Source organism: Streptomyces sp. NPDC031111 (assembly GCF_055570675.1).
The window spans coordinates 55,628-78,304 of sequence record NZ_JBVIGS010000006.1 but is presented as its reverse complement, the minus strand read 5'-3'; the positions used below and the strand labels follow the sequence as shown (position 1 = coordinate 78,304).

At 73.8% G+C, this 22,677-nt stretch carries 18 protein-coding genes; 9 read left to right on the top strand and 9 right to left on the bottom strand.

The window, feature by feature from the left end; translation table 11 throughout:
- Window positions 1-101 precede the first annotated feature (101 nt).
- Window positions 102-1,490, top strand: coding sequence for an MFS transporter (locus ACZ470_RS14785; protein ID WP_468427279.1), 1,389 nt, complete (start codon window positions 102-104; stop codon window positions 1,488-1,490).
- 43 nt (window positions 1,491-1,533) lie between these two features.
- On the opposite strand, the gene ACZ470_RS14780 is transcribed toward ACZ470_RS14785, so the two are convergent.
- The 4 genes from ACZ470_RS14780 to lnt all read right to left on the bottom strand — a co-directional run bounded on the left by ACZ470_RS14780 (window position 1,534) and on the right by lnt (window position 6,635).
- Window positions 1,534-3,534, bottom strand: a complete 2,001-nt coding sequence (locus tag ACZ470_RS14780; RefSeq protein WP_468427278.1) for a helix-turn-helix domain-containing protein — start codon at window positions 3,532-3,534, stop codon at window positions 1,534-1,536.
- Between the two features lie 87 nt (window positions 3,535-3,621).
- Entirely contained in the window at window positions 3,622-4,422 is an 801-nt protein-coding gene (locus ACZ470_RS14775) for a 3-hydroxybutyrate dehydrogenase (RefSeq protein ID WP_468427277.1), read from the bottom strand.
- A 54-nt stretch (window positions 4,423-4,476) separates the two neighbouring features.
- Window positions 4,477-4,956, bottom strand: a complete 480-nt coding sequence (locus ACZ470_RS14770; RefSeq protein ID WP_468427276.1) for an NUDIX hydrolase — start codon at window positions 4,954-4,956, stop codon at window positions 4,477-4,479.
- A gap of 65 nt (window positions 4,957-5,021) precedes the next feature.
- Window positions 5,022-6,635 (bottom strand): apolipoprotein N-acyltransferase, encoded by a 1,614-nt coding sequence (gene lnt / locus ACZ470_RS14765; RefSeq protein ID WP_468427275.1) that lies wholly within the window; start codon window positions 6,633-6,635, stop codon window positions 5,022-5,024.
- 267 nt (window positions 6,636-6,902) lie between these two features.
- Between lnt and ACZ470_RS14760 the strand changes: the two genes are divergently transcribed.
- Window positions 6,903-7,931 (top strand): O-antigen ligase family protein, encoded by a 1,029-nt coding sequence (locus tag ACZ470_RS14760; RefSeq protein WP_468427274.1) that lies wholly within the window; start codon window positions 6,903-6,905, stop codon window positions 7,929-7,931.
- 124 nt (window positions 7,932-8,055) lie between these two features.
- Here the strand turns inward: ACZ470_RS14760 and ACZ470_RS14755 are convergent, their stop codons facing one another.
- Together ACZ470_RS14755 and ACZ470_RS14750 are read right to left on the bottom strand one after the other, a co-directional pair.
- On the bottom strand, window positions 8,056-8,601 hold the full coding sequence (locus ACZ470_RS14755) for a phage holin family protein (RefSeq protein WP_468427273.1): 546 nt from the start codon (window positions 8,599-8,601) through the stop codon (window positions 8,056-8,058).
- Window positions 8,602-8,651: 50 nt separating this feature from the next.
- Entirely contained in the window at window positions 8,652-9,446 is a 795-nt protein-coding gene (locus ACZ470_RS14750) for a glutamate racemase (RefSeq protein ID WP_468427272.1), read from the bottom strand.
- A gap of 16 nt (window positions 9,447-9,462) precedes the next feature.
- On the opposite strand from ACZ470_RS14750, the gene ACZ470_RS14745 reads away from it, so the two are divergent.
- Window positions 9,463-10,680, top strand: coding sequence for a glycosyltransferase (locus ACZ470_RS14745; protein ID WP_468427271.1), 1,218 nt, complete (start codon window positions 9,463-9,465; stop codon window positions 10,678-10,680).
- A gap of 24 nt (window positions 10,681-10,704) precedes the next feature.
- On the opposite strand, the gene ACZ470_RS14740 is transcribed toward ACZ470_RS14745, so the two are convergent.
- Window positions 10,705-12,003, bottom strand: coding sequence for a TerD family protein (locus tag ACZ470_RS14740; protein WP_468427603.1), 1,299 nt, complete (start codon window positions 12,001-12,003; stop codon window positions 10,705-10,707).
- A gap of 295 nt (window positions 12,004-12,298) precedes the next feature.
- Between ACZ470_RS14740 and ACZ470_RS14735 the strand changes: the two genes are divergently transcribed.
- The 3 genes from ACZ470_RS14735 (at window position 12,299) to ACZ470_RS14725 (ending at window position 16,267) form a co-directional block, all read left to right on the top strand.
- A complete protein-coding gene (locus ACZ470_RS14735) occupies window positions 12,299-12,727 on the top strand; it encodes a DUF6643 family protein (protein WP_468427270.1) in 429 nt (142 codons plus the stop codon).
- 372 nt (window positions 12,728-13,099) lie between these two features.
- The gene (locus tag ACZ470_RS14730; protein ID WP_468427269.1) at window positions 13,100-13,705 is read left to right on the top strand and encodes an Rv1733c family protein; all 606 of its coding nucleotides are present in this window, start codon (window positions 13,100-13,102) and stop codon (window positions 13,703-13,705) included.
- A 123-nt stretch (window positions 13,706-13,828) separates the two neighbouring features.
- Window positions 13,829-16,267, top strand: a complete 2,439-nt coding sequence (locus ACZ470_RS14725; RefSeq protein WP_468427268.1) for a right-handed parallel beta-helix repeat-containing protein — start codon at window positions 13,829-13,831, stop codon at window positions 16,265-16,267.
- A 10-nt stretch (window positions 16,268-16,277) separates the two neighbouring features.
- On the opposite strand, the gene ACZ470_RS14720 is transcribed toward ACZ470_RS14725, so the two are convergent.
- Window positions 16,278-18,629, bottom strand: coding sequence for a hypothetical protein (locus ACZ470_RS14720; RefSeq protein ID WP_468427267.1), 2,352 nt, complete (start codon window positions 18,627-18,629; stop codon window positions 16,278-16,280).
- A 290-nt stretch (window positions 18,630-18,919) separates the two neighbouring features.
- On the opposite strand from ACZ470_RS14720, the gene ACZ470_RS14715 reads away from it, so the two are divergent.
- A complete protein-coding gene (locus tag ACZ470_RS14715; protein WP_468427266.1) occupies window positions 18,920-19,759 on the top strand; it encodes a DeoR/GlpR family DNA-binding transcription regulator in 840 nt (279 codons plus the stop codon).
- 43 nt (window positions 19,760-19,802) lie between these two features.
- Here ACZ470_RS14715 and cds1 read toward each other — a convergent pair whose 3' ends face one another.
- Window positions 19,803-20,957, bottom strand: coding sequence for an L-cysteine desulfhydrase Cds1 (cds1, locus tag ACZ470_RS14710; RefSeq protein ID WP_468427265.1), 1,155 nt, complete (start codon window positions 20,955-20,957; stop codon window positions 19,803-19,805).
- A 333-nt stretch (window positions 20,958-21,290) separates the two neighbouring features.
- On the opposite strand from cds1, the gene ACZ470_RS14705 reads away from it, so the two are divergent.
- Window positions 21,291-21,614 carry a hypothetical protein gene (locus ACZ470_RS14705; protein ID WP_468427264.1) on the top strand — a complete coding sequence of 108 codons (324 nt, stop codon included), beginning with the start codon at window positions 21,291-21,293 and terminating at the stop codon, window positions 21,612-21,614.
- 183 nt (window positions 21,615-21,797) lie between these two features.
- Entirely contained in the window at window positions 21,798-22,340 is a 543-nt protein-coding gene (locus tag ACZ470_RS14700) for an ATP-binding protein (RefSeq protein ID WP_468427263.1), read from the top strand.
- The last annotated feature ends 337 nt before the right edge of the window (window positions 22,341-22,677 follow it).

Below are 22,677 nucleotides of genomic sequence, written 5' to 3'. Positions count from 1 at the left end.
CCCCCGAACTATGTTGTCCCGCCACATGTGCGCCTGACCTGCGGATTCCTACGGTGTGGCGACACGCAAACGTCCCCGTCACGCCCCAGGAAGTGGTGCCGATGTCGTCGCCCGCAACCGCTCCACCAGCCCCGAACAAGCTCAAGCGCATCGTCGCCGCCTCCCTCATCGGGACCACCATCGAGTGGTACGACTTCTTCCTCTACGGCTCCGCCGCCGCGCTCGTCTTCAACAAGCTGTTCTTCCCTGACTCCGACCCGCTCGTCGGTACCCTGCTGTCGTTCCTCACCTACGCGGTCGGGTTCGCCGCGCGGCCGCTGGGCGCGCTGGTCTTCGGGCACTACGGGGACCGGCTCGGGCGCAAGAAGCTGCTGGTGCTGAGCCTGCTGATGATGGGCGGCGCGACGTTCGCGATCGGGTTGCTGCCCACGCACGCCACCATCGGCAGCGCCGCGCCCGTCCTGCTCACCGTGCTGCGCCTCGTCCAGGGCTTCGCGTTGGGCGGCGAGTGGGGCGGTGCCGTACTGCTGGTGTCCGAGCACGGGGACGCCCGGCGGCGCGGGTTCTGGGCCTCGTGGCCGCAGACCGGCGCCCCGGCCGGGCAACTGCTGGCGACCGGTGTGCTGTCACTGCTGACCGCCGTGCTGTCGGACTCGGCCTTCGAGGCCTGGGGCTGGCGGATCCCGTTCCTGCTGTCCGGGGTGCTGGTGATCGTCGGTTTGTGGATTCGTCTCTCTGTCGATGAATCGCCGGTGTTCAAGCAGGCGCTGGAGCGGGCCGAGGCCCGCAAGACGGACGCCGCCGCGGAGCGGATGCCGATCGTGGCGGTCCTGCGGCACCACTGGCGCGACGTGCTGGTGGCGATGGGCGCGCGCATGGCGGAGAACATCAGCTACTACGTGATCACCGCGTTCATCCTGGTGTACGCCACCACCTCGGCCGGCGTCTCGAAGCAGACCGCGCTCAACGCGGTGCTCGTCGCCTCCGCGATCCACTTCGCCGTCATCCCCGCGTGGGGCGCGCTGTCGGACCGGATCGGCAGGCGTCCGGTGTATCTGATCGGTGCGGCCGGTGTGGGGCTGTGGATGTTCCCGTTCTTCGCCCTGATCGACACCGGCGGCTTCACGAATCTGCTCGTCGCGGTCACCGTGGGCCTGGTGCTGCACGGGGCGATGTACGCGCCGCAGGCCGCCTTCTTCTCCGAGATGTTCGCGACCCGGATGCGCTACTCCGGTGCCTCCATCGGCGCCCAGTTCGCCTCCGTCGCCGCGGGCGCGCCGGCACCGCTCATCGCCACCGCGCTGCTCTCGGACTACGGCAGCTCCACCCCGATCTCGCTCTATGTCATCGCGGCGAGTCTGCTGACGATCGTCGCCGTGGCGGCGGCCAAGGAGACCCGGCACCGGGACCTGGCGGACGTGGCCCCGTCGGGTGACGCGGGCGAACCGGTCGAGGCGGCTCCGGCGGCCCAGGACGCGCGCACCGTCTGATCCGGCGGGGCGTCGGCCCCCGTACGCGCCCCGCGTACGGGGGTCAGTGCCGTCCGGGGGACGGTGTGCCCCCGGACAGCCGGTGCAGGCGCAGGGCGAGCTGGATCTCCAGGGCCCGGGCCGGGCTCTGCCAGTCGTCGCCGAGGAGGCGGCCGACGCGTTCCAGCCGCTGGGCGACCGTGTTGACATGGACGTGCAGCGCGTCCTTGGTACGGGCGGGGCTCATTCCACAGGCGAAGTAGGCGTCGAGGGTGCGCAGCAGTTCCGTGCCGCGCCGTTCGTCGTACTCCACGACCTGGCCGACGGTCCGTTCGACGAAGCCGGCGATGTCCCGCTCGCCGGCCAACAGGAGTCCCAGGAAGCCGAAGTCCTCGGCGGCGGAGCCGTCACCGGAGCGGCCGAGCAGGCGCAGGGCGTCGAGGCAGCGCCGGGCCTCCGCGTAGGCCGACGCCACCGTCTCGGAGCGGGCCGTGAGGTGCTCGACCGGGGCGGACGCGCCGACGGTGACCGGTTCGTGGACGGCCGTGCCCAGGTGCCGGGCGGTGCGTCGGGCCAGTTCGGTGGCTGTGTCGCCGGGGGCGAGGGGCAGCAGGAGGACGGTGCCGCCGTCGCGTGCGGCGGCGAGGCCCTGCCGGGTCGCGGCGAGGTGGGAGGCCGCGGCCCACAGCCGTCTGCGGGCGTCCGCCTCCTGGTCGGCGTCGGCGGTGCCGCCCTCCAGGCGGGCCGCGAGCACGGCGTGGGTGGCGTCGAGGTCGGCGTGCAGCCGGGCCGCGCGTTCGCGCAGCAGGCGCGGGTCGCGGTCACGGGCGTCGAGCAGGTCGTCGAGCAGCTCGCCCCGGACGCGCTGCTCGGCCTCGGCGGCGGAGCGGCGGGCGAGCAGCAGCAGTGAGGTGACCATGGCCGCGCGCTCCAGTGTGCGCTGGTCGACGGGGTCGAGGCCGGGGTGTCCGCGCAGGACGAGCGCGCCGAGGAGTTCGTCGCCGGCGGCCACGGCGGCGATCCAGTCGTCCCGGTGCCGCACCGCGTGGCCCTCCGCCCGCGAGGACTCCAGGGCCCGGCCGGGTGCCGCGGTGGCCTCGGTGAACTCGACCGTGCCGTCCAGGACCTCGGAGACGGCGGCGGCGACGTCGTGCACGCCGCCGCCGCGCAGGACCAGCTCGGCCAGCCGGTCGTGGACGTCCGAGGCACGTTCGATGACCGCGCTGCGGTCCTTGATGATCTCGTTGGCCCGTTCCAGTCCGGCGAGGGCCGAGCGGGTCTCGGCGAGCAGGTTGGCGGTGTCGATGGCGGCCGCGGCGAGGGCGGCGAACGAACCGAGCAGGGCGATCTGCTCCCGTTCGAAGACCCGGGCGCGCCGGTCCGCGGCGAACAGGACTCCGATGACGTGGTGCCCGAGCATCAACGGCACCCCCAGGATGGCGACGAGTCCCTCGTCCCGCACACCGGTGTCGATGGTGTGGGTGTGCTGGAAGCGGTCGTCGCGGAAGTAGTCGTCGGTGACGTAGGGGCGGGCCGTCTGGGCGACCAGGCCGCCGAGTCCCTCGCCCATGCCGAGGCGCAGCTGCTGGAAGCGGGCGGCGACCGAGCCCTCGGTGACCCGCATGTACGTGTCGCCCCTGGCCGGGTCGTTGAGGCTGAGGTAGGCGACATCCGTGCCGAGGAGGGAGCGGGCGCGCTGCACGATCGCCTGGAGCACGGCGTCCAGGTCGCGCAGTCCGGCGAGGTCGTGGGCGGTCTCGAAGAGGGCCGACAGCTCGGCCTCCCGGCGGCGGCGTCCCTCCAGCTCCGCGCGCACCCGGAGGGCGAGTACCTTCGCCTGCTGGAGCGCGGCGATCCGCTCGGCGGGCAGTCCCTCGGCGCGGGCGAGCAGCACCGGCTGCTCGTAGGCCTCGGCGGCGGCGCCGCGGGCCAGCAGCTCCAGGAACGGCGTCTCGGCGCTGCCGGGGACACCGCCGGACGCGGGGCCGGCGCCGGGACGGTCGCGGCCCGGCGCCGCGGCGGCGGAGGCGGGACGCTCGGCGGACTGCACGTGATCGCGGGACATGCTCACAGGATTCCTCATCCCGCGGCCGCCCCGTCAGGCCTGTGGACAACTCTGTCGGCCGACGGCCGGCCGCCGACGGCCGATGCCTCAGTGGGCGGTCCAGCCGCCGTCCAGGACCAGTGACGTGCCGGTCACGAAGGACGCCTGCGGGCCGCACAGATAGGCCACCGCCTCGGCGACCTCCTCCGGTTCGATGAGCCGCCGGACGGCGCTGTCCCGCAGCAGCACCTCGGACACGACACGTTCCTCGGGAATGCCGTGGGCCCGGGCCTGATCGGCGATCTGCCTCTCCACCAGGGGGGTGCGCACATAGGCGGGGTTCACACAGTTCGAGGTGACGCCGTGGGGCGCGCCTTCGAGGGCGGTGGTCTTGGAGAGTCCTTCCAGGCCATGTTTGGCGGCCACATAGGCGGATTTATAGGCCGAGGCGCGCAGTCCGTGGACCGAGGACACATTGACGATGCGGCCCCAGCCCTGCCCGTACATATGGGGCAGGGCGCCCCGGATGAGCCGGAAGGGTGCCTCCAGCATCACGGTGAGCACCGTGTGGAAGACGTCGGGCGGGAACTCCTCGATGGGGCGGACCAGCTGCATACCGGCGTTGTTGACCAGCACATCGGTACCGGCGGCGGCGAGCTCGGCGGCGTCCAGGTCGGTGAGGTCGAGGACGTGCGGCTCGACGGCGCCCCCGGCGTCCCGGGCCGTCTCGGCGAGCGTCTCCAGGCCGGCGGCGTCCCGGTCGACGGCTCTGACCTTGGCCCCGGCGGCCGCGAGCCGCAGCGCGCAGGCGCGGCCGATGCCGCCGGCGGCGCCGGTGACGAGGGCGGTACGGCCACCGAGGTCGAGCGGGGTGGCGTGGGGGGCCGGGAGGGCACGGGACGCGGTCATGTCTCGACCCTAGGCAGCACCCCTACCGCGCCCCATGTGGCCAGGCCCTACAGTTCAGCCAGTTCCAGTGGGGTCGAACCATGTGGGCGCGTCCGACATGGCTTGCTTGATCCGGAAGCGCGCGAACTCGTTCAGCTCCGGCAGCGCGTCCACCGCGAACCAGCCGACGTCCAGCGACTCGTCGTCATTGACCCGCGCCTCACCGCCGAGGGCACGGCAGCGGAAGGTGATGTCCATGTACTGGCAGATGTCGCCGTTGCCGTACCTCACCGGTTCCAGCGCCTGGACCAGTACGACCCGTTCGACGGCGCAGCGCACCGCGGTCTCCTCCTCGACCTCCCGCACGGCGCAGGCGGCGGGCTGCTCCCCGGGGTCGGGGATGCCGCCGATCACCGACCACTTGCGGGTGTCGGTCCGGCGGTTCAGCAGGACCCGGCCCTCGTCGTCGAAGACGAGCGCGGTGACCCCGGGGAGCCAGAGCAGCTGGTGACCGGCGGAGGCGCGCAGGGTGCGGATGAAGTCTGGAGTAGCCATGCCCTCGACCCTAACCGGCCGGTCAGGGCCCTCCCCGGCACTTCAGGGGGTGTGCGGCGGGCGTACTACGGCACGTCACCGGCGCGTCGCCCGCGCACACCGGCGGCGACGGCCCAGCCCAGTCCGCCCGCGGCGACCAGGACGAGGACGATCTCCGGGAGGACGCCGAGGCGGGTGGCGGGGGTCTGCGAGGAGCGCAGCGGCACCTCCTGCACCAGCGAGTCGGCGACGAACATGCCGGTCCTCTGCGTGATCTCGCCGTCGGGCATGATGATCGCGCTGACCCCGCTGGTCACCGGGACGGTGACGGCGCGGCTGTGCTCCACGGCGCGCACCCGGGACATGGCGAGCTGCTGGTAGGTCATCTCGCTGCGGCCGAAGGTGGCGTTGTTGCTGGGCACGGAGATCAGCTGGGCGCCCGCGGTGACCGTGTCACGGACCGCCCAGTCGAAGGCGGCCTCGTAGCAGGTGACCAGGCCGACCCCGGCACCGCCCATACGGAAGACGCCCGGCTCACCGCCCCGGCTGAAGTCCTGGCGGACCATCGAGGTCCACTCGTCGTTGATCGCCCCCACGAGCGAACGCAGCGGGAGGTACTCGCCGAACGGCTGGATCTGCCGTTTGTCGTAGGTGTCGACGGGGCCCTTCACCGGGTCCCAGAGGATCTGCTCGTTGAGGAGCCTGCCGTCCTTGCCGACCACGCCGCCGACCGAGATGGGCGCGTCGACGGCCTTGGCCGCCTTGTCGATGACGGCGCGCGCGTCGGCGTTGGCGAAGGGGTCGATGTCGGAGGAGTTCTCGGGCCACAGCACGATGTCGGGGTGCTCGGCCCGGCCCGCCGCGACCTCGGCGGCCAGGCGCTCCGTCTCCCGCGCGTGGTAGTCGAGGACGGCCCGCCGCTGGGAGTTGAAGTCGAGGCCGAGGCGGGGCACGTTGCCCTGGATGACGGCGACGGTCACGGTGCCGGACTCGGCCTTGTCGCTGACCAGCGACCGGGAGGCGAAGGCCGCCACCAACGGCACGACGACGCTCAGCACGGCCACGACCGCGGCGCCGCGCCGCAGGGTTCCGGTGCGGCGGGCCCGGACGGCCAGGCGCACGAGCTCGTGGAGACCGAAGCCGCACAGGACGACGGCGAAGCCGAGCACCGGCGTGCCGCCGAGCGCGGCGAGCGGCAGGAAGGCGCCGTCCGCCTGACCGAACGCGACCTTGCCCCAGGGGAAGCCGCTGAACGGCACGCGCGCGCGAACCGCCTCCCCCGCGATCCACAGCGCCGCCGCCCACACCGGCCGGCCGGGGAGTTTCGACACCGCGGCGACACCGGCGCCGACCAGTGCGACGAAGACCGCCTCGATGAGTACGAGGGCGATCCACGGGCCGGGGCCGACCTCCACACCCGTCCACACCAGCAGCGGGAGCAGGAAGCCGAGGCCGAAGAGGTAGCCGAGACCGAGTGCCGCCTTCCAGCTCCGGCCGCGCAGCACCCAGCCGAAGCCGGCGAAGGCGGGCAGGGCCAGCCACCACAGGGTGCGCGGCGGGAAGCTGACGTAGAGGAGCAGGCCCGAGAGCGCGGCTGCGGCGACCGGGAGGAGGCGCACGAGCCGACTGCCCCGCGCCGGGGGCGCGGTCGGCGGCGGCATCGGGTCCGACTCGTCGACGGAAGTTGCGGTGACGGTCACTCCGGGAGTCTACGGCGCGTGACCTGGCGGCGGACAGGGCGGTCGGGAGGGGCGGAGGACGACGGGCGGGGCCCGCGCCCGCCCCGGGGCGGGCGGTCTGCCGCATCGTTTCCGCGGGACGTGTCACCACACATCCCCAAACCGGCCACCAGCCGTTACGGTGTGCCGGTGCCCCAGTCGTGCGGCCCGTCGCGGCGTCGGCGGCCGGGGCCCGTCACAGGTCGGGGGCGACGACGTGGTGCGGGGTGCGGGGTGGGTTCCACAGGGATGGCTTCCGCCGAGCCGGATACGGACGGCGAGAGACGGATCGGTCCGGACGCGGCGGCCGTCGTGGTGCTGGGGGCCTGCGCGGCCTGGCCACTGATCACGGCGGCGGCCGGGGGCGGCCGCCCCGAGGGCATGCTGCTCGCGGTCCTCGCCGTGGCGGCGGGCTACGCGGCGGGCCGGATCGGCGGGGCGCTGCTGCCGGTGGCCGCGCCGTGCGCGGGCGCCCTGGCCGGCGTGGCCCTGACGGTGGCGGTGCCGCATCTGGCGCCGGGGCCGCAGATCACCGCTCCCCTGGGGCACGCCGGTGCGACGACCGCGGTGCTGGCCCTGTCGGCCGGTGCCGCCTGCTGTGCGGCCTGGGCGGCCTCGTCACCGGCCGTGCGGTTCGCGCTGCGCCTGCTGGCCGCGGGGGTCGTGGTGACGGCGGCCGTACTGGGCTCCGTCACGGGATGCGTGGCGGGGGCGGTGGTGCTGCTGTTCTCCCTCGCCGTGGGCCGGATACGGCGCCGGGGTCCCGTCCTCGCCGGGCTGGCCGGGGCCGCGGCCGGGGCGACGGGGCTGGTCTGGGCGGTGGCCGGGGATGCCGTGCCGGAGGGACTCGCCGCCTCGCTGGAGGGGCGGCTGACGCCGCACCGCGTGGGTCTGTGGCGGGACGCGCTCGGCATGGTGCGGGACCACTCGGGGCTGGGGGTGGGGCCGGGGCGGTTCGGGGAGCTGAGTACGACGTCGGGGCAGTCGCCGCTGTCCGACGGCAAGCCGCACTCCGCGCCGCTTCAGCTGGCGGCGGAGCAGGGGGTTGTCGGGGTGGTGCTGCTGGTGCTGGCGTTCGGGTGGCTGCTGTACGCGCTGTGGTGCAGTCCGCGGGGTACGCCGGTGGTGCTGAGTGCGGGGGTGGCGTTGACGGTTCTCGCGGGGGTTGCCGCAGTGGGCAACGCGTTGAGCTTCACGGCGGTTTCCGTGGGTGGGGGGTTGTTGGCGGGGCTGGCTACGGCGCGGCCGTTCAGTGAAGAGGGGGCGCGGCGGGCGTGACGCGGTGAGCGGTGTTTGCGGCTCGCGGGGGGGTGTCGCGCAGCCCGGCGTTCGCGGGGTGCCGCTGCGCCCACCCTCCCCCATCGCCCCAGCGGCACGACTGCCCGCAGTTGCGGGGGTGTGATCAGTGGGTTGTGCCTGGTTTGTGGGGGTGTAGGCGGTCGCGGATGACGTGGACCGCTGCTTCCGCGTCGTCCACCGTGACCGTGAAGGTGTGGCCGTCCCACAGGCGCAGGATGATGCCCTCGCCACGGCGTACGACGACCGCCGTGCCCTTCTCGGGCCGCCAGCGGTACCCCCAGCCGCCCCAGTGACGCGGGGTGACGTGCGGGGCGAACTCCGCGCCCGCGACGTGCGAGAGCGGGATGCGGCGGCGCGGCACCCCGATGTGGCCGCAGCGCACCTCCAGATGGTCCTCGTCGACCCGCAGCGCGACATGCACGAAGGCGAGGGTGCCGAACAGGACCAGCAGCCCGGCGGCGATGCACCCGACGACGGCCATGACCAGCGGCGCGACGCCGGACGTCCACGCGGAGTCGACGGCCAGCGCGATGCCGAGTGCCAGGCAGGCGGCGCCGATCAGCGCAAGGAACCACTGGAGCCGGTTGGTCGCGCGACCGGTCCAGACCTCGGGGTACGGGGCATGCTCGCCGTGGCGGTGGTCCCTCATACGTTCGAGGTTACTCAGGATTCGCTCAGCAGGTACCGCGTAGCACAGCGTTACTGCGCCGTCCGGGCGGAAGCGACCTGTCGGAGCAGCCTGCCCTCCGCGTAGGTGAGGGCGGCCGCGGGGAGCGCGCCCTCGCGTCCGCTCAGCAGCACGGTCAGGGTTCCGCTCGCCGCCGCCTCGGGAGCGGGTCGCTCGCCCACGCGGCGCAGGGCCTGGGCGGCCACCGCTCCGGCGGATCCGTGCAGCGCGAGCGGCGGGCGGCCGGGCCGCTGGACGGCGGCCCGGATGCGCTCGCCGACCAGTTCGTAGTGGGTGCAGCCGAGGACCACGGTCGTCACGTCGTCCGGGGTGAGTTCGGCCGCCGCGGCGACGGCGGCGTCGATCGCCGTCTCGTCCGCCCGCTCCACCGCCTCGGCCAGTCCCCAGCACGGCACCTCGGTGACGGCGACGCCGTCGGCGAAGTTCTCGATCAGATCCCGCTGGTACGGGCTGCCCGTGGTGGCCGGTGTGGCCCAGATCGCCAGCGGTCCGCCGCCGGCCGCGGCCGGTTTGATCGCCGGGACGGTGCCGATGACCGGAAGGCCGGGCTCGAGGCGGGCGCGCAGCGCGGTGAGGGCGTGCACCGTGGCGGTGTTGCAGCCGACGATCAGCGCGTCGGGCCGGTGTGCGGCGGCGGCCTCGGCGACGGCGAGGGCGCGCTCGGTGAGGTCCTCCGGGGTCCTGGGTCCCCAGGGCATGCCGTCGGGGTCGAGGGAGAGGACGAGATCGGCGTCGGGGCGCAGACGCCGTACCGCGGCGGTGGCCGCCAGCAGCCCGATTCCGGAGTCCATGAGCGCGATCTTCACCCGGCCACGATAGACGATGAGCCGCTTCGCGCCCGTCCCGTGGGGCAGACTGCGGCACGTGAGCGCCATTGAGTGGAGTGCCGCCGGATCACTCGCCGCCTGGTTGTGGCTGCTGCTCTGCCAGGGCTTCTTCTGGCGCACGGATGTGCGGCTCCCGCCGTCCCGCGACCCGGAGGAGTGGCCGTCGGTGTGCGTCGTCGTCCCCGCGCGGGACGAGGCGGCGGTGCTGTCCGCGAGCCTGCCCTCGGTGCTCGCCCAGGACTATCCGGGACGGGCCGAGGTCTTCCTGGTCGACGACGGCAGCACCGACGGCACCGGGGAGCTCGCACGTGAGCTGGCGCGCCGGCTGGGCGGGCTGCCGCTCACCGTGGGCTCTCCGGGTGAACCGCCCGCCGGCTGGACCGGCAAGCTGTGGGCGGTGCGGCACGGCATCGCGCTGGCACGCGCGCGTGCCCCCGAGTTCCTGCTGCTCACGGACGCCGACATCGCGCATGCCCCGGACAGTCTGCGCCGGCTGGTGGCGGCGGCCCGTACCGGGGGCTTCGACGTCGTGTCGCAGATGGCCCGGCTGCGGGTGGAGAGCTCCTGGGAGCGACTGGTCGTGCCGGCGTTCGTCTACTTCTTCGCGCAGCTGTACCCGTTCCGCCGGATCGGGCGGGAGGGGACCCGGACGGCCGCGGCGGCGGGCGGCTGTGTGCTGCTGCGCGCCGAGGCCGCGGAGCGGGCGCGGATCCCGGACGCCATCCGGGGGGCCGTGATCGACGACGTGGCGCTCGCCCGCGCGGTGAAGCGGAGCGGCGGACGGGTCTGGCTGGGTCTCGCGGACGGGGTGGACAGCGTGCGTCCGTATCCGCGGCTGGACGATCTGTGGCGCATGGTGGCGCGCAGCGCGTACGCGCAGCTGCGGCACAGTCCGGTGCTGCTGGCCGGTACGGTCGCCGGGCTGGCGCTGGTGTATCTGGTGCCGCCCGTCGCGGTGGTCCTGGGCGTGGTGACGGGGGGCGGGGTCGCGGTGGTCCTCGGTGCGGCCGCCTGGCTCGTGATGTCGGGGACGTACGTGCCGATGCTCCGCTACTACCGGCAGCCACTGTGGCTCGCTCCCCTGCTGCCGTTCACCGCGTCGCTCTACCTCCTCATGACGGTGGATTCCGCGGTGCGGCACTACCGGGGGCGCGGTGCGGCCTGGAAGGGCCGCACCTACGCGCGCCCGGACGCCGTGCCGGACGAGGGCTGAGCGGCCCTCACCGCTGAGCGACCCTCACTTGCGGCCGGGGGTCCAGTTCATGCCCCATCCGTAGGCGTAGTCGACGGTGCGCTGCGGGCTGACTCCCCGCTCCGGGACCAGGTAGCGGGCTTCGCGCTGGACGACGAGTTCGCCGCCGCCGGTGTTGGTGATCAGGGCGAGCGCGCACACCGTCGAGGGGACGGTGCACTCGTCGAGGGAGAAGTCGATCGGTGCGCCGTGCTCCGGCTGGAGGGTCACCGTGGCGTGCAGGTCGGCGAAGGAGCGGGCGCCCTCGTAGATGGTGACGAAGACGAGGATGCGCCGGAAGTGGTGCTTGTGGTCGAGGTTGACGGTGAGGTTCTCACCGCTCGACACGGCACCGGTGCGGTCGTCGCCGTCCAGGTGGATGAAGGGGGGCTGGTGCAGTGCGCCGAAGGCGTTGCCGAGGGCCTGGACGACGCCCTTGCGGCCGTCGGTGAGCTCGAACAGGGCGCACAGGTCCAGGTCGAGGTCGGAGTGCATGGCGACCGGGCGGCCCAGCTTGCCGGCCCAGCCCGAGAACTGCTTGCGGACCTCCCAGTTGAGGTTCACGCGCAGGGCGCCCGAGGTGCCGCCCTGCTTGGTGAGCGAGACGGAGGGGGCCGCCTTGGTGAGCGTCACCTTCGTCAGCCGGACCGGCGCGGGGGGCGCGGCCGGCGGAGGCGGCGCGACGGGAGGCGTCGCCGGTGTCGGGGGCGTGGTGACCGGGGGCGCGACGGGCGGCACGGGCGCCGCCGGGGCCACGGGGGCGGCAGGGGCCGGCGCGGCGTGCTGCGGCTCGTCCACGGTGATGCCGTAGTCGGTGGCGAGGCCCTCGAGTCCGCTGCTGTAGCCCTGGCCGACGGCGCGGAACTTCCAGGCGCCCTGGCGCCGGTAGAACTCGCCGAGGACGAACGCGGTCTCCGTGGTGGCTCCCGCGCTGTCGAAGCGGGCCGCGACGGTGCCGTTGGCGGCGTCCTTGACCTCGATGTGCAGGTCCGGGACCTGTCCGAACGTGCCGCCGTCGCAGGAGGCGGCCAGGATCACCGTCTCGATGCCGGGCTCCACGCGCGTGAGGTCGACGAGCAGGGTGTCGGTGACCGTGCCGCCCACGTCGCGCTTGCCGTCGTGCCGGACGGCGCCGGAGGAGTGGACGGGCTGGTTGTAGAAGACGAAGTCCGCGTCGGAGCGGACCTTCCCGCCGGCCAGCAGGAGGGCCGAGGCGTCCGCGTCGGGTACGCCGGGGCCGGAGCGCCAGCCCACGTCCACCCGCAGCGCCGTGGCCGGCACCGGTGTGTTCGATCCCTTCGGCATTGACATGTCCGCCCCCATCACGGGTCGCCGCGCCAGGCCAGGTCCCGGCATCCGTCGGTTGTCGTCCGCACAACCTATTCTTCCGCGCGCCGAACTCACACGGGGAGGGTGCGGGAATCGGTGGCCAACCGGCGGTAACCGGCCCGGAACTCGGCCTTTACACGAAATACGCCCGTCGAAGTGCCCGTTTTCCACAAGTTCGCTCGTATTGGGGATCCCCAGTCACGCCGGGCACGTAAAACAACCCTCTTATCGGTCTCCCCAACCAGCACATCGTGGGCTTAACTTATGTGCCATGACCTCCCCCCGCTCCACTTATGGCGGCGGCTACTACTCCGCTGCCTTCCCGGACACACCGATCTACGACTCGCTCGTGGCCGAGCGGGGCACCCCGCAGATCGCCCCGATCCGGGTCCCCGCCGCGTACGAGGCGCCGGCCAGTCATCTGCCCGCCCTCCCCTCGGCGTTGCCCGCCCTCCCGGCGGCTCCGTCCCAGCCCTCCTACGGCTACCCGCAGATGCCGCAGCCCGCCCCGCTCCAGCAGGCGCCCGCGGCGTACATCCCGCAGCAGGCGACCGCGCCGCGCGGCTACCCCGGCCCCCAGCCGCAGCCGCCGCGCCCGGCTCCGCCGGCGGGCTACGAGGCGATGCGCCCCGCGGCTCCCCGTCCGGGCCCCGCTCCGTACCAGGACCCGTACAACAACCAGCAGTACCGCGGCTACTGAGCCCGCCCGGGGCTGTCGGTGCCGGACGGCACGACAGCCCCACGGGCGTGCTCGCTCGTCCGCACCCGATTCGCCGGAAGCCCCGAGGCCGCTTCCGGCTGCCCCCGGGGAGGGAATCGGACTTCTGCCCAGCGGGGCAGGGAACGGGGTTCGGTCTCGAACGGCGCCACCCGTGGCGCCTCGCATCGACGCCGCCGGACTGCCGACCGGCGGCGTCGCGCTGTCCGCGCCGCGACGCGGCCGTCGGTGTCACCGTGGAGGTCCTCACGTCGCGCACTCCGTCGCGAGCGCGGGAACCGGTGCCCGGATTCGCGCGTTGGCCTTTCATGAGCGGTTCATGAGAGGACCGGCGGGGGGAAGGGGGCGCGGACCGTGCGGGCGATCAGCGGACTCTGGCGCTGGCGGCACAACCCGTTGCGCCGCGGGACCGACCTGGCCGAGGCCTGGGTCGCGTTCACGGCGCTGCTGCTCGTGCTCGTCGCCGCCCCGGTGGTCGGCGTCCTCGTCGGGAGCGCCGCCCAGGACGCCCTCCAGCGCTCCGTCCGCGCACAGCACCAGAACCGGCACCTGCTGACGGCCACGGTGGTGCGCAGGCTCGACCCGTCCCCGGTGAACGCCGATCCCGAGATATCGGCCGGCGGTCATCCGCGTCACCGCGTCCTCGCCCGCTGGACCGCGCCGGACGGCACCGAGCGGAGCGGACCGGTGCCGACGCGGCTGAAGGACCCTCAGCCGGGCGACCACGTGCGGATATGGACCGACGGGCACGGACGCACGGTGGCCCGCCCCCTGGACGCCGCGACGGCCACGACGCACGCCGTGCTCGCCGGCGTCGGCGCCGCGGTCGTGGCCGCGGCCCTCGTCGAGGTTTTCAGACGGCTGGTCGTCTGGCGCATGGTCCGCCGCAGATACGCCCGTTGGGACCGGGCATGGGAGAAGGCGGGCCCGGACTGGGGCAGGACCGGGGCCGGGAGCTAGGACGTTCCGGCTCTCCGGTCAACCCGGTGCCCGTACGCACGCTACGGTGGTCCGGCCGCACCGATCAGCGGCAGCACGCGCGCGAAATGGCCACGTACGACAGGGTGGGGGCACAGCTACGCCATGGCACAGGGCACGGTCCAGGTGACGCACACCGGCACATCGAGGTGGCGGCGCCGCACGGGTGAGTACGCTTCGCTCGCCGCCGCCCTGGAGGCCGCGGCCGAGGGGGACGTCCTCACCGTCGCTCCCGGGACCTACCGGGAGAACCTCGTGGTCCAGCGTGCGGTGACCCTGCGCGGCCCCGAGGGGTCACCGGGCTCGGTGCGAATCGCGCCCGTGGACGGCGTTCCGCTGACCGTGCGCGCCTCGGCGGTGGTGCAGGACCTGCACGTGGAGGGCCAGGACGCGACCGCCCCGGCCGTGCTGGTCGAGGAGGGCACCCCCGAGCTGCGCGACATACGCGTGGTGACACGGTCGGCCGCCGGCATCGAGGTGCGCGGGCGTGCCCGGCCCACGGTGCGCCGCTGCACGGTCGACAATCCGGCGGGCGTGGGCATCGCCGTACTGGACGGCGGGGGCGGGGTGTTCGAGGACTGCGAGGTCGTCGCCGCGGGGCAGGCGGGGGTCGCGGTGCGCGGTGGCGCCCACCCCCGGCTCGAGCGCTGCCGGGTGCACCACGCCTCGGGCTCGGGACTGACCGCGACCGGGGAGAACTCGGCGCTGGAGGCCGTGGGTTGCGAGGTGTACGAGGTGCGGGGCAGCGGCGTCCAGGTGACGAACCGCGCCACCGCGCATCTCGTCGACTGCGATGTGCGCCGTACGACCGGGGACGGGGTCACGCTCGACACGGACGCGGTGCTGACGCTGGCCGACTGCCGGATCCACGACATCCCGGAGAACGCGGTCGACCTCCGGTCCCGCTCGGTGCTCACCCTGACCCGCACCAGCGTGCGGCGGTTCGGCCGCAACGGTCTGTCGGTGTGGGACCCCGGCACGCGCGTGGACGCCAACCAGTGCGAGATCTTCGACAGCACCGGCGACTACCCGGCGGTGTGGGTCAGTGACGGCGCCACCGCCGTACTGGACTCCTGCCGGGTGCACGACGTACCGGACGCCCTGTTCGTCCTCGACCGCGGCTCCCGCGCGGACGTCGTCGACAGCGACCTCTCGCAGGTGCGCAACACGGCCGTGTCGGTGAGCGACGGCGCCACCGCGCAGCTCGACGACTGCCGGATCCGGGAGGCGGCGACGGGCGCCTGGTTCCGCGACCACGGCAGCGGCGGCACCCTCAACAACTGCTCCCTGGACGGCGTACAGACCGGTGTGATCGTCACCAAGGGCGCCGATCCGACGGTCGAGCGCTGCACGGTCGACTCCCCCGCGGAGGCCGGTGTGTACGTCTCCGCCGGCGGCCGCGGCACCTTCGAGCACTGCCGTGTCACGGGCAGTGGCGGCTACGGCTTCCATGTCATCGACGGCAGTCGGACGACGCTGCGGAAGTGCCGTACCGAGCGCTGTGCCCGCGGTGGTTACGAGTTCGCCGAGGGCGACGCGACGTCCGGCTCGGGCGGTCCCGTCGTGGAGGACTGCACGAGCGACGAGAGCGGGGGCCTGAGGCCGCCGGCCGCACCGGAGCCGGCCGTGCAGACGACGGGCCACTCCACCGGCCTCCTGGGAGCGCTTCCCGCCGCGCGGACGAACGAGCCGGCGCCGCCTGCCCCGCCCGCCCCCGAACCCGAGCGGGAGGCCCGCACCTCCAAGGCCGTGCTCGGCGAACTCGACGCGCTGGTCGGCCTGGAGAGCGTCAAGCGCGAGGTGCGCGCCCTCACCGACATGATCGAGGTGGGCCGGCGCCGGCAGCAGGCGGGCCTGAAGGCGGCCTCGGTCAAACGGCATCTGGTGTTCACCGGGTCCCCCGGCACCGGGAAGACCACCGTCGCCCGCCTGTACGGCGAGATCCTCGCCTCCCTCGGGGTGCTGGAGCAGGGTCATCTGGTCGAGGTGTCCCGTGTCGACCTGGTCGGCGAGCACATCGGCTCCACGGCGATCCGCACCCAGGAGGCGTTCGAGAAGGCGCGCGGCGGGGTCCTGTTCATCGACGAGGCGTACGCGCTCTCCCCGGAGGACGCCGGGCGCGACTTCGGCAAGGAGGCCATCGACACCCTGGTGAAGCTGATGGAGGACCAGCGGGACGCGGTGGTGGTGATCGTGGCCGGCTACACCGCCGAGATGGAGCGGTTCCTGTCGGTCAACCCGGGTGTGGCGTCGCGTTTCTCGCGGACGATCACCTTCGGCGACTACGGGCCCGAGGAACTGCTGCGGATCGTGCGGCAGCAGGCCGAGGAGCACGAGTACCGGCTGGCGCCGGGCGCGGACGAGGCCGTGCTGAGGTACTTCACCGACATACCCAAGGGGCCCGCGTTCGGCAACGGGCGGACCGCGCGGCAGACCTTCGAGGCGATGGTGGAACGGCACGCGAGCCGTGTCGCCCAGCTCGACGAGCCGACCACCGACGACCTGACCCTCCTCTACGCCGAGGACCTGCCCGCGCTGCCGTGAGCGCGGCCGCTCACGCCGGGGGGCCGCCGCCGGGCTCCCCGGTGTGCCGAGGTGCCGGCACCCCGGGGCGGAGCCGGGCGAGGAGCCGGGCGCGCTCCTCGGCGAACGCCGGGTCGGCCTGGTAGTCGGAGTGGCCGAGGATCGGCGCGGGCAGCGGATGGTCCTCGGTGCGGCCGTAGGCGAGGGGGTCCTTGAGCGCCGGACGGTCCACGTCGGGGCCGCCGTCGCCGGGCAGCCGGATCGGGCCGCCGATGGGGTCGGTGCGCCGGTGGAGGTTGCGCCAGCAGTCGACCTCGCGGTGCAGCGAGCCGAGCGCGTCCGGTCCGAAGTGGGCCGGGAACCAGCGGCCGTACAGCCGCTCCAGCGGCGAGCCGTAGGTGAGCAGGGCGACGCGTCTGCGGGTGGAGGGGGCCAGCTGCCAGGCCGCGGCGGCGGCGAGGACGCTGCCCTGGGAGTGGCCGGAGATCACCAGGCGCCCGCCGGTGGCCCGGGTCCAGGTGGCGATCCGCCAGGTCAGATCGGGTACGGCGCGCTCGGCGTAGCAGGGTGGCGCGAAGGGGTGCGCGGCACGCGGCCAGAAGGTGCCGACGTCCCACAGGATGCCGATGGTGCGCCGCGCGGAGGCGTCCTTGTAGGCGCGGCGGCCCCAGGTGACGAAGAGTATGAAGCCCAGTCCGATCAGCCAGGAGCCCAGCGCCTGCGCGGTCTCGGCGGCCCCGTGGACGACGGCGTACGAGCCTTGCGCCGCCTCGCCGGGGGTCTTGTCGGTGGTCAGGGCGCCGACCAGGGCGCCGGCGCCGAGCAGCAGGGTCGCGGTGGCGGTGACGGCGAGGACGCGTGGTCCGCGGTCGGTGAGGGCGGCCATGGCGCGTACGGAGGCGATGCGGCGGGTGCGGCCGGGGTCGCCGGTCTCGCCGGGGTACTCGCGCTCCACGGCGGCGCGTTCCGCGCGGGCCGTCCGCCAGGCGCGCCGGGCGAGCCGGGCGCACAGCACCAGCACCACGACGAGCAGGGGCGGGATCACGGACGCCTGCCAGGTCAGCAGTACCGGTGGCCCGGGGATCGAGGTGCCGGTGCCGTCCAGCCAGTCGGACACCCGCTGGGAGACGCCGCCGGACATCACGCCGCCCAGGGCGCAGGCGAGCATGGCGACGGCAGGCCCGGCGAGGCCCCGCATCGCGGCGCGCCGGTCGGGATGGGTGCGGTGCAGGCTGTGGGCGACGCCGGCGAGGACGATCACCAGCAGCCCCTGCGCGAGGGCGACGGCGCCGAAGGTGGCGTCGCCCGGCAGCCGTCCGGCGGACTCCCAGCCGGGGCGCCGCCACCCGGCGTAGAGCAGGCTGAGGGCGAGCAGGACGAGGGCGGCGAGCGGCAGGTACCGCACCACGTGCAGGTCGAGCTCGCCGTCCAGCCGGCGTTCGGCGCGGCCTCGGCGGCAGACCACCCACACCACGACACACGCTCCGGCGACCAGCGCGGCCTCCATCAGCACACCGAGGACGGCCAGGGCGGCCGGGCCGCCCGGCTCGCGGTCGTACCGGGCGGCGGCGGAGCCCACCGCGGCGGCGACCGTGAGCAGTCCGGCGGCGGTGTGCGCGGCGCGCAGCCGGGCGCCCAGGCGGCGGCCGTACCAGAAGCCGGGTCGGCCCAGTGCGGTGCGGCCGCCGTCCTCCTCGGGCTCGGGGTCGTGGCCCATCGGCTGCTGGGACTCGTACGCGCTCCAGGTGCGCAGGGACAGGAACCACAGCAGGCCGGTGAGGGCGGCGGGCACCAGGGCGGCGAGCGCGAGCCGGCGGCCGGGAGCGCTCCACCAGCCGCCGTCGGAGAGCTCGGGTGAGAGGAAGCCGAGCCAGGAGTGCCGTTCGGCGCACGCGAGCGTGCCCGCGCACTGCCAGGCGGCGAGGTCCAGGGCGACCTCGCAGGCGGCGGCGACGAGCAGCACCGTCAGGCTGAGTCCGGCCAGCCGCACCAGCAGCCCGTACAGCCGGACCGCCCGCCGGCGGCCGTGGGCCGTGGGGCGCATCCAGTGGGCGAGGTTGACCACCATGAAGGGGAGGAGCAGCAGCCACAGGGCGCGGGAGCCGTTCCCGGAGGTGAGGTTGCACCAGACGTAGGCCTCGGGGACGGGCCCCTCGCGGCGGCCGGCGGGCTCCCGCTCCGCGTCGACGTCGTCGGCGCGGCGGAACACGGCGGCGGTGTCGTCACCGGTGACCCGGACCGTGCGCGGGTCGTCGAGCATCTCCTCGGGGGTGGTGCCGCCCACCCCGTGCACCAGGAGTTCCAGGGCGGTCCCCGGCTCCCCGCCCGGTGTGCCGGGGCCTTCGGCGCCCTCGGCCGGCCTGTGCTGCTGCGCGCTCTCCACTGATTCGCACTTCCCCCGTGACGCCCCGTCGGCTCCGTCCGTGCGGGCACAGGATCTCCCGTGACGGGACGGCCCGCACCTCTCGTCACGTAATCTCCCCGATCCGTGTGACAAGCAAGCAACATACGGGAGATCAGTGACATGAGCGCGACGAACCACCGGTGGCGCCGCCGGGGGCGCGGCATGCGAGGATGGGACCTCCGCGCACCGATGACGGGCGTGAACCCGCTTGTCGCGGTGGGTGCGCGAGGTGTGTCGGACGGCTTTGCGGCGAAAGGACCGGAGCGTACGTGAGCGAGAATCAGAACCTCCTCGCGGAGCAGCGGCGCACCCTGATCCTCGACGAGGTCCGGCGCCGGGGCGGGGTCCGGGTCAACGAGCTGACCCGCAAGCTCGGCGTGTCGGACATGACGGTCCGCCGCGACCTCGACGCGCTGGCCCGGCAGGGCGTGCTGGAGAAGGTCCACGGCGGCGCGGTCCCGGTGGTCGAGGCGAGCACGCACGAACCCGGGTTCGAGGCCAAGTCGGGTCTGGAGCCCACCGCCAAGGAGGACATCGCCCGGGCGGCGGCCGAGCTGGTCTCCCCCGGCGCGGCGATCGCGCTCTCGGGCGGTACGACGACCTTCGCGCTGGCGCACCGACTGCTCGACGTCCCCGACCTCACGGTGGTCACCAACTCGGTGCGGGTGGCCGATGTCTTCCACGCGGCGCAGCGCACCTCGGGGAACCGACAGGGCACGGCCACGGTCGTGCTGACCGGCGGGGTGCGCACGCCGTCCGACTCGCTGGTGGGGCCGGTGGCCGACCAGGCGATCGCGGCGCTCCACTTCGATCTGCTGTTCCTCGGCGTGCACGGGATATCGGTCGAGGCGGGGCTGTCGACGCCGAACCTCGCGGAGGCCGAGACCAACCGCAGGCTGGTGCAGTCGGCCCGGCGGGTGGTCGTGGTCGCCGACCACACCAAGTGGGGCACGGTGGGGCTGAGTTCGTTCGCCTCCCTGGATCAGGTCGACACCCTGGTGACGGACTCCGGGCTGCCCGAGGGGGCCCGCGCGGAGGTGTCGGAGCATCTGCGGCGCCTGGTGGTGGCGGGCGAACCCGAGGACTCCGCGGAGGCCGCCGACGTCTGACCGGACGTCGGCACGCTGACGCGCGTTCCGCGTCGCGGTGACCTCACGGGACCGCCGGCTCGCGGGGCGGCCCTCCGTCGGGCCAGACGCCGGTCCGCAGCAGGGACTCGATCGCCGCCGTGTACGGCGCGATGTCCAGGCCCTGTCCGGCCAGCCAGGCGTCCGAGTAGTACTTGTCCAGATAGCGGTCCCCCGGGTCGCACAGCAGCGTCACCACGCTCCCGTGCCGTCCCTCCGCGACCATCTCCGCGACGAGCTTCAGCGCGCTCCACAGCCCGGTGCCGGTGGAGCCGCCCGCCTTGCGGCCGATGACTCCCTCCAGGGCGCGCACCGCGGCGACACTGGCCGCGTCGGGCACCTTCATCATCCTGTCGATCGCGCCGGGCACGAAGCTCGGTTCCATACGGGGCCGGCCGATGCCCTCGATCCGGGAACCGCGGTCACAGGCGACGTCCGGATCGCCGGTGGTCCAGCCCTGGAAGAAGCACGAGTTCTCCGGGTCGGCCACACAGATGCGGGTGTCGTACTGCATGTAGTGGACGTAGCGCGCGAGGGTCGCGGAGGTGCCGCCGGTGCCGGCCGTGGCGACGATCCACGCCGGCTCCGGGAACCGCTCCAACTCCAGCTGGCGGAAGATGGATTCGGCGATGTTGTTGTTGCCCCGCCAGTCCGTGGCCCGTTCCGCGTAGGTGAACTGGTCCATGTAGTGGCCGCCGGTCTCCGCCGCGAGGGCGGCCGACGCCTCGTACATCGTGCGGGGGTCGTCCACGAAGTGACACCGTCCGCCGTGGAACTCGATCAGGCGGCACTTCTCGGCGCTCGTCGTGCGCGGCATGACGGCGATGAAGGGCACGCCGATCAGCTTCGCGAAGTACGCCTCGGACACGGCGGTGGAGCCGCTGGACGCCTCGATCACCGGGCGGCCCGGGCGGATCCAGCCATTGCACAGCCCGTAGAGGAAGAGCGAACGGGCCAGCCGGTGCTTGAGGCTGCCGGTCGGGTGGGTCGACTCGTCCTTGAGGTAGAGGTCGATTCCCCACCGATCCGGCAGCGGGAAGCGCAGCAGATGGGTGTCGGCCGAGCGGTTGGCGTCGGCCTGCACCCTGCGGACGGCCTCTTTCAGCCAGGCCCGGTAGGCGGCGTCGCTGTGGTCGACGTCGAGGGTGGCGCCGGTCAGGGTCTGTGGTGGGGTGCTCACGGCAGGGCTCCTTACGCTGAGCGCCGACGGCGTCCCGCGCGGCCGGTACCCCGATCATAAGCACCATCCACACCGCCTCTCACCTGCATAAACACACCTTTGAGCGGCTCAAAGGCACCCCTGGGGCGCGCGTGGTGGCGACATGGGGGCGCATTGGCGCGAGTGCTCCCCGCGCACCGGGGAACGAGGGCGCGCGTACTGGTGCTCGGCGGCGGGTGGGGGCAGACTGCACCGGCGTGAGCAGCGCCCCGTACGGGGGCACACTGGAGCTGGGCAGGAGCCGGCCCGTGGAGCACGGTCCGGCACACCGACGCGCACAAGGGGGCGGGTGGCATGGCGGAGCCCGAGTTCACGGCCACGGGCGTGCGGATCGGCAAGCGGCTGCGTTCGCTCACCCGGGCCGGCCAGGTCCGGATCAGCGGCGGCCGGCTGGAGCTGCTCACGAGTTACGGCAGTGAGATCGACAGCGCGCCGGTGCAGGCCGTACGGGCGTCCAGGCCCTGGTTCGCGCCCGAGGACCGGGCGCTGGCGGACCTCAACGGCACGCGCTACCTGCTGACCCTGGGCGACCACGACCCCGCGCCGGGTGAACCCGGCCCGCCGGCCGCCCGCCGTTTCATCGAGGCCGTACGCCGGGCTTCGGGGCGCGGCGCCTGAGATGTCCGTGACTTGCGTCACTTCACCTCTTACGTCACGCTGGTCTCACGTAACTCTGGGTTTACCGGCGATAACGCTGCGAACCAGCCCGCCGGCCACGACAGCGGGCGCCGGCGTCACGCGGGCGCCCTGCTGGATCCGTCTTCCGTGTTCTTCCGGACCTCACGTCGGGGAGTCGCAGCCGTGATCAGTCACCCAAGCAGGCACTGCACGGTGGAGCTCCAAGCCCTGCCGTCGCGGATCGGCCAGGTCCGCAGAATCGTATCTGCGCAGTTGCGCTACTGGCATATGGACCCGTTGATAGACCGGGCCTCGCTCGGTGTGACGGAGTTGTTGTCCAACGTCCACCGGCACGCCCGGCCCGACAAGACGTGCACCGTCGAGATCGAGCTGCTGCTCGACCGGCTCAAGGTCTCGGTGCACGACCACGACCCGCGGTTGCCGGTCGTGGCGGACGCGGGCCCGCTCGCCACCTGTGGGCGCGGGCTGGCGATGGTGGCCGCGATGAGTGAGAGCTGGGGCGCGGTGCCGGACGGTGAGTCCGGCAAGGTCGTGTGGTTCACGCTGCCGGCGCCGTCCGTGACGGCGTCGCCCGTCCGGGACCGGCGGCCCCGGCTCACGGACGGTGAATACGTGGATCGGTTCGCGGAGGTCGCCCTGGTGGAACACGCCACCGAGGACCACCGGGCCGAGCCGGCGCCGGCGCGGTCCGCCGTTCCCGGCTGAGCGTCACGCCGTGGCGGCGGCTCTCCAGGGCACCTGTGCGTGCGCGGGGCGGGGGCGTTGCACGGCCCCGGCCCGGCGCCTGCCGGGTGCGGCCGTGCCGCCCGATGGACCGCACCCGTGCGGGAGTGGGCCGGAGGGCGTTGCCGCCCCACGGACCGCACCCGTGCGCGAGTGGACCGGAGGGCGTTGCCGCCCCGGCACCAGCCGAGTGCGGGCCGTACCGCCCCACGGACCGCACCCGTGCGCGAGTGGACCGGAGGGCGTTGCGCAACCCGGCGCCAGCGGGGTGCCGTCGCGCCCACCCGTGCCGCCCTGCGGCACGACTGCCCGCGGAGAG

Coding starts and splice junctions, on each gene's coding strand:
- ACZ470_RS14745 (WP_468427271.1), top strand. CDS start 9,463: ATGAGCCGCTTCGCGCCCGTCCCGTGGGGCAGACTGCGGCACGTGAGC.
- ACZ470_RS14770 (WP_468427276.1), bottom strand. CDS start 4,956: ATGGCTACTCCAGACTTCATCCGCACCCTGCGCGCCTCCGCCGGTCAC.
- ACZ470_RS14735 (WP_468427270.1), top strand. CDS start 12,299: ATGACCTCCCCCCGCTCCACTTATGGCGGCGGCTACTACTCCGCTGCC.
- ACZ470_RS14705 (WP_468427264.1), top strand. CDS start 21,291: ATGGCGGAGCCCGAGTTCACGGCCACGGGCGTGCGGATCGGCAAGCGG.
- ACZ470_RS14725 (WP_468427268.1), top strand. CDS start 13,829: ATGGCACAGGGCACGGTCCAGGTGACGCACACCGGCACATCGAGGTGG.
- ACZ470_RS14755 (WP_468427273.1), bottom strand. CDS start 8,601: ATGAGGGACCACCGCCACGGCGAGCATGCCCCGTACCCCGAGGTCTGG.
- ACZ470_RS14760 (WP_468427274.1), top strand. CDS start 6,903: ATGGCTTCCGCCGAGCCGGATACGGACGGCGAGAGACGGATCGGTCCG.
- ACZ470_RS14740 (WP_468427603.1), bottom strand. CDS start 12,003: ATGCCGAAGGGATCGAACACACCGGTGCCGGCCACGGCGCTGCGGGTG.
- ACZ470_RS14785 (WP_468427279.1), top strand. CDS start 102: ATGTCGTCGCCCGCAACCGCTCCACCAGCCCCGAACAAGCTCAAGCGC.
- ACZ470_RS14775 (WP_468427277.1), bottom strand. CDS start 4,422: ATGACCGCGTCCCGTGCCCTCCCGGCCCCCCACGCCACCCCGCTCGAC.
- ACZ470_RS14780 (WP_468427278.1), bottom strand. CDS start 3,534: ATGTCCCGCGATCACGTGCAGTCCGCCGAGCGTCCCGCCTCCGCCGCC.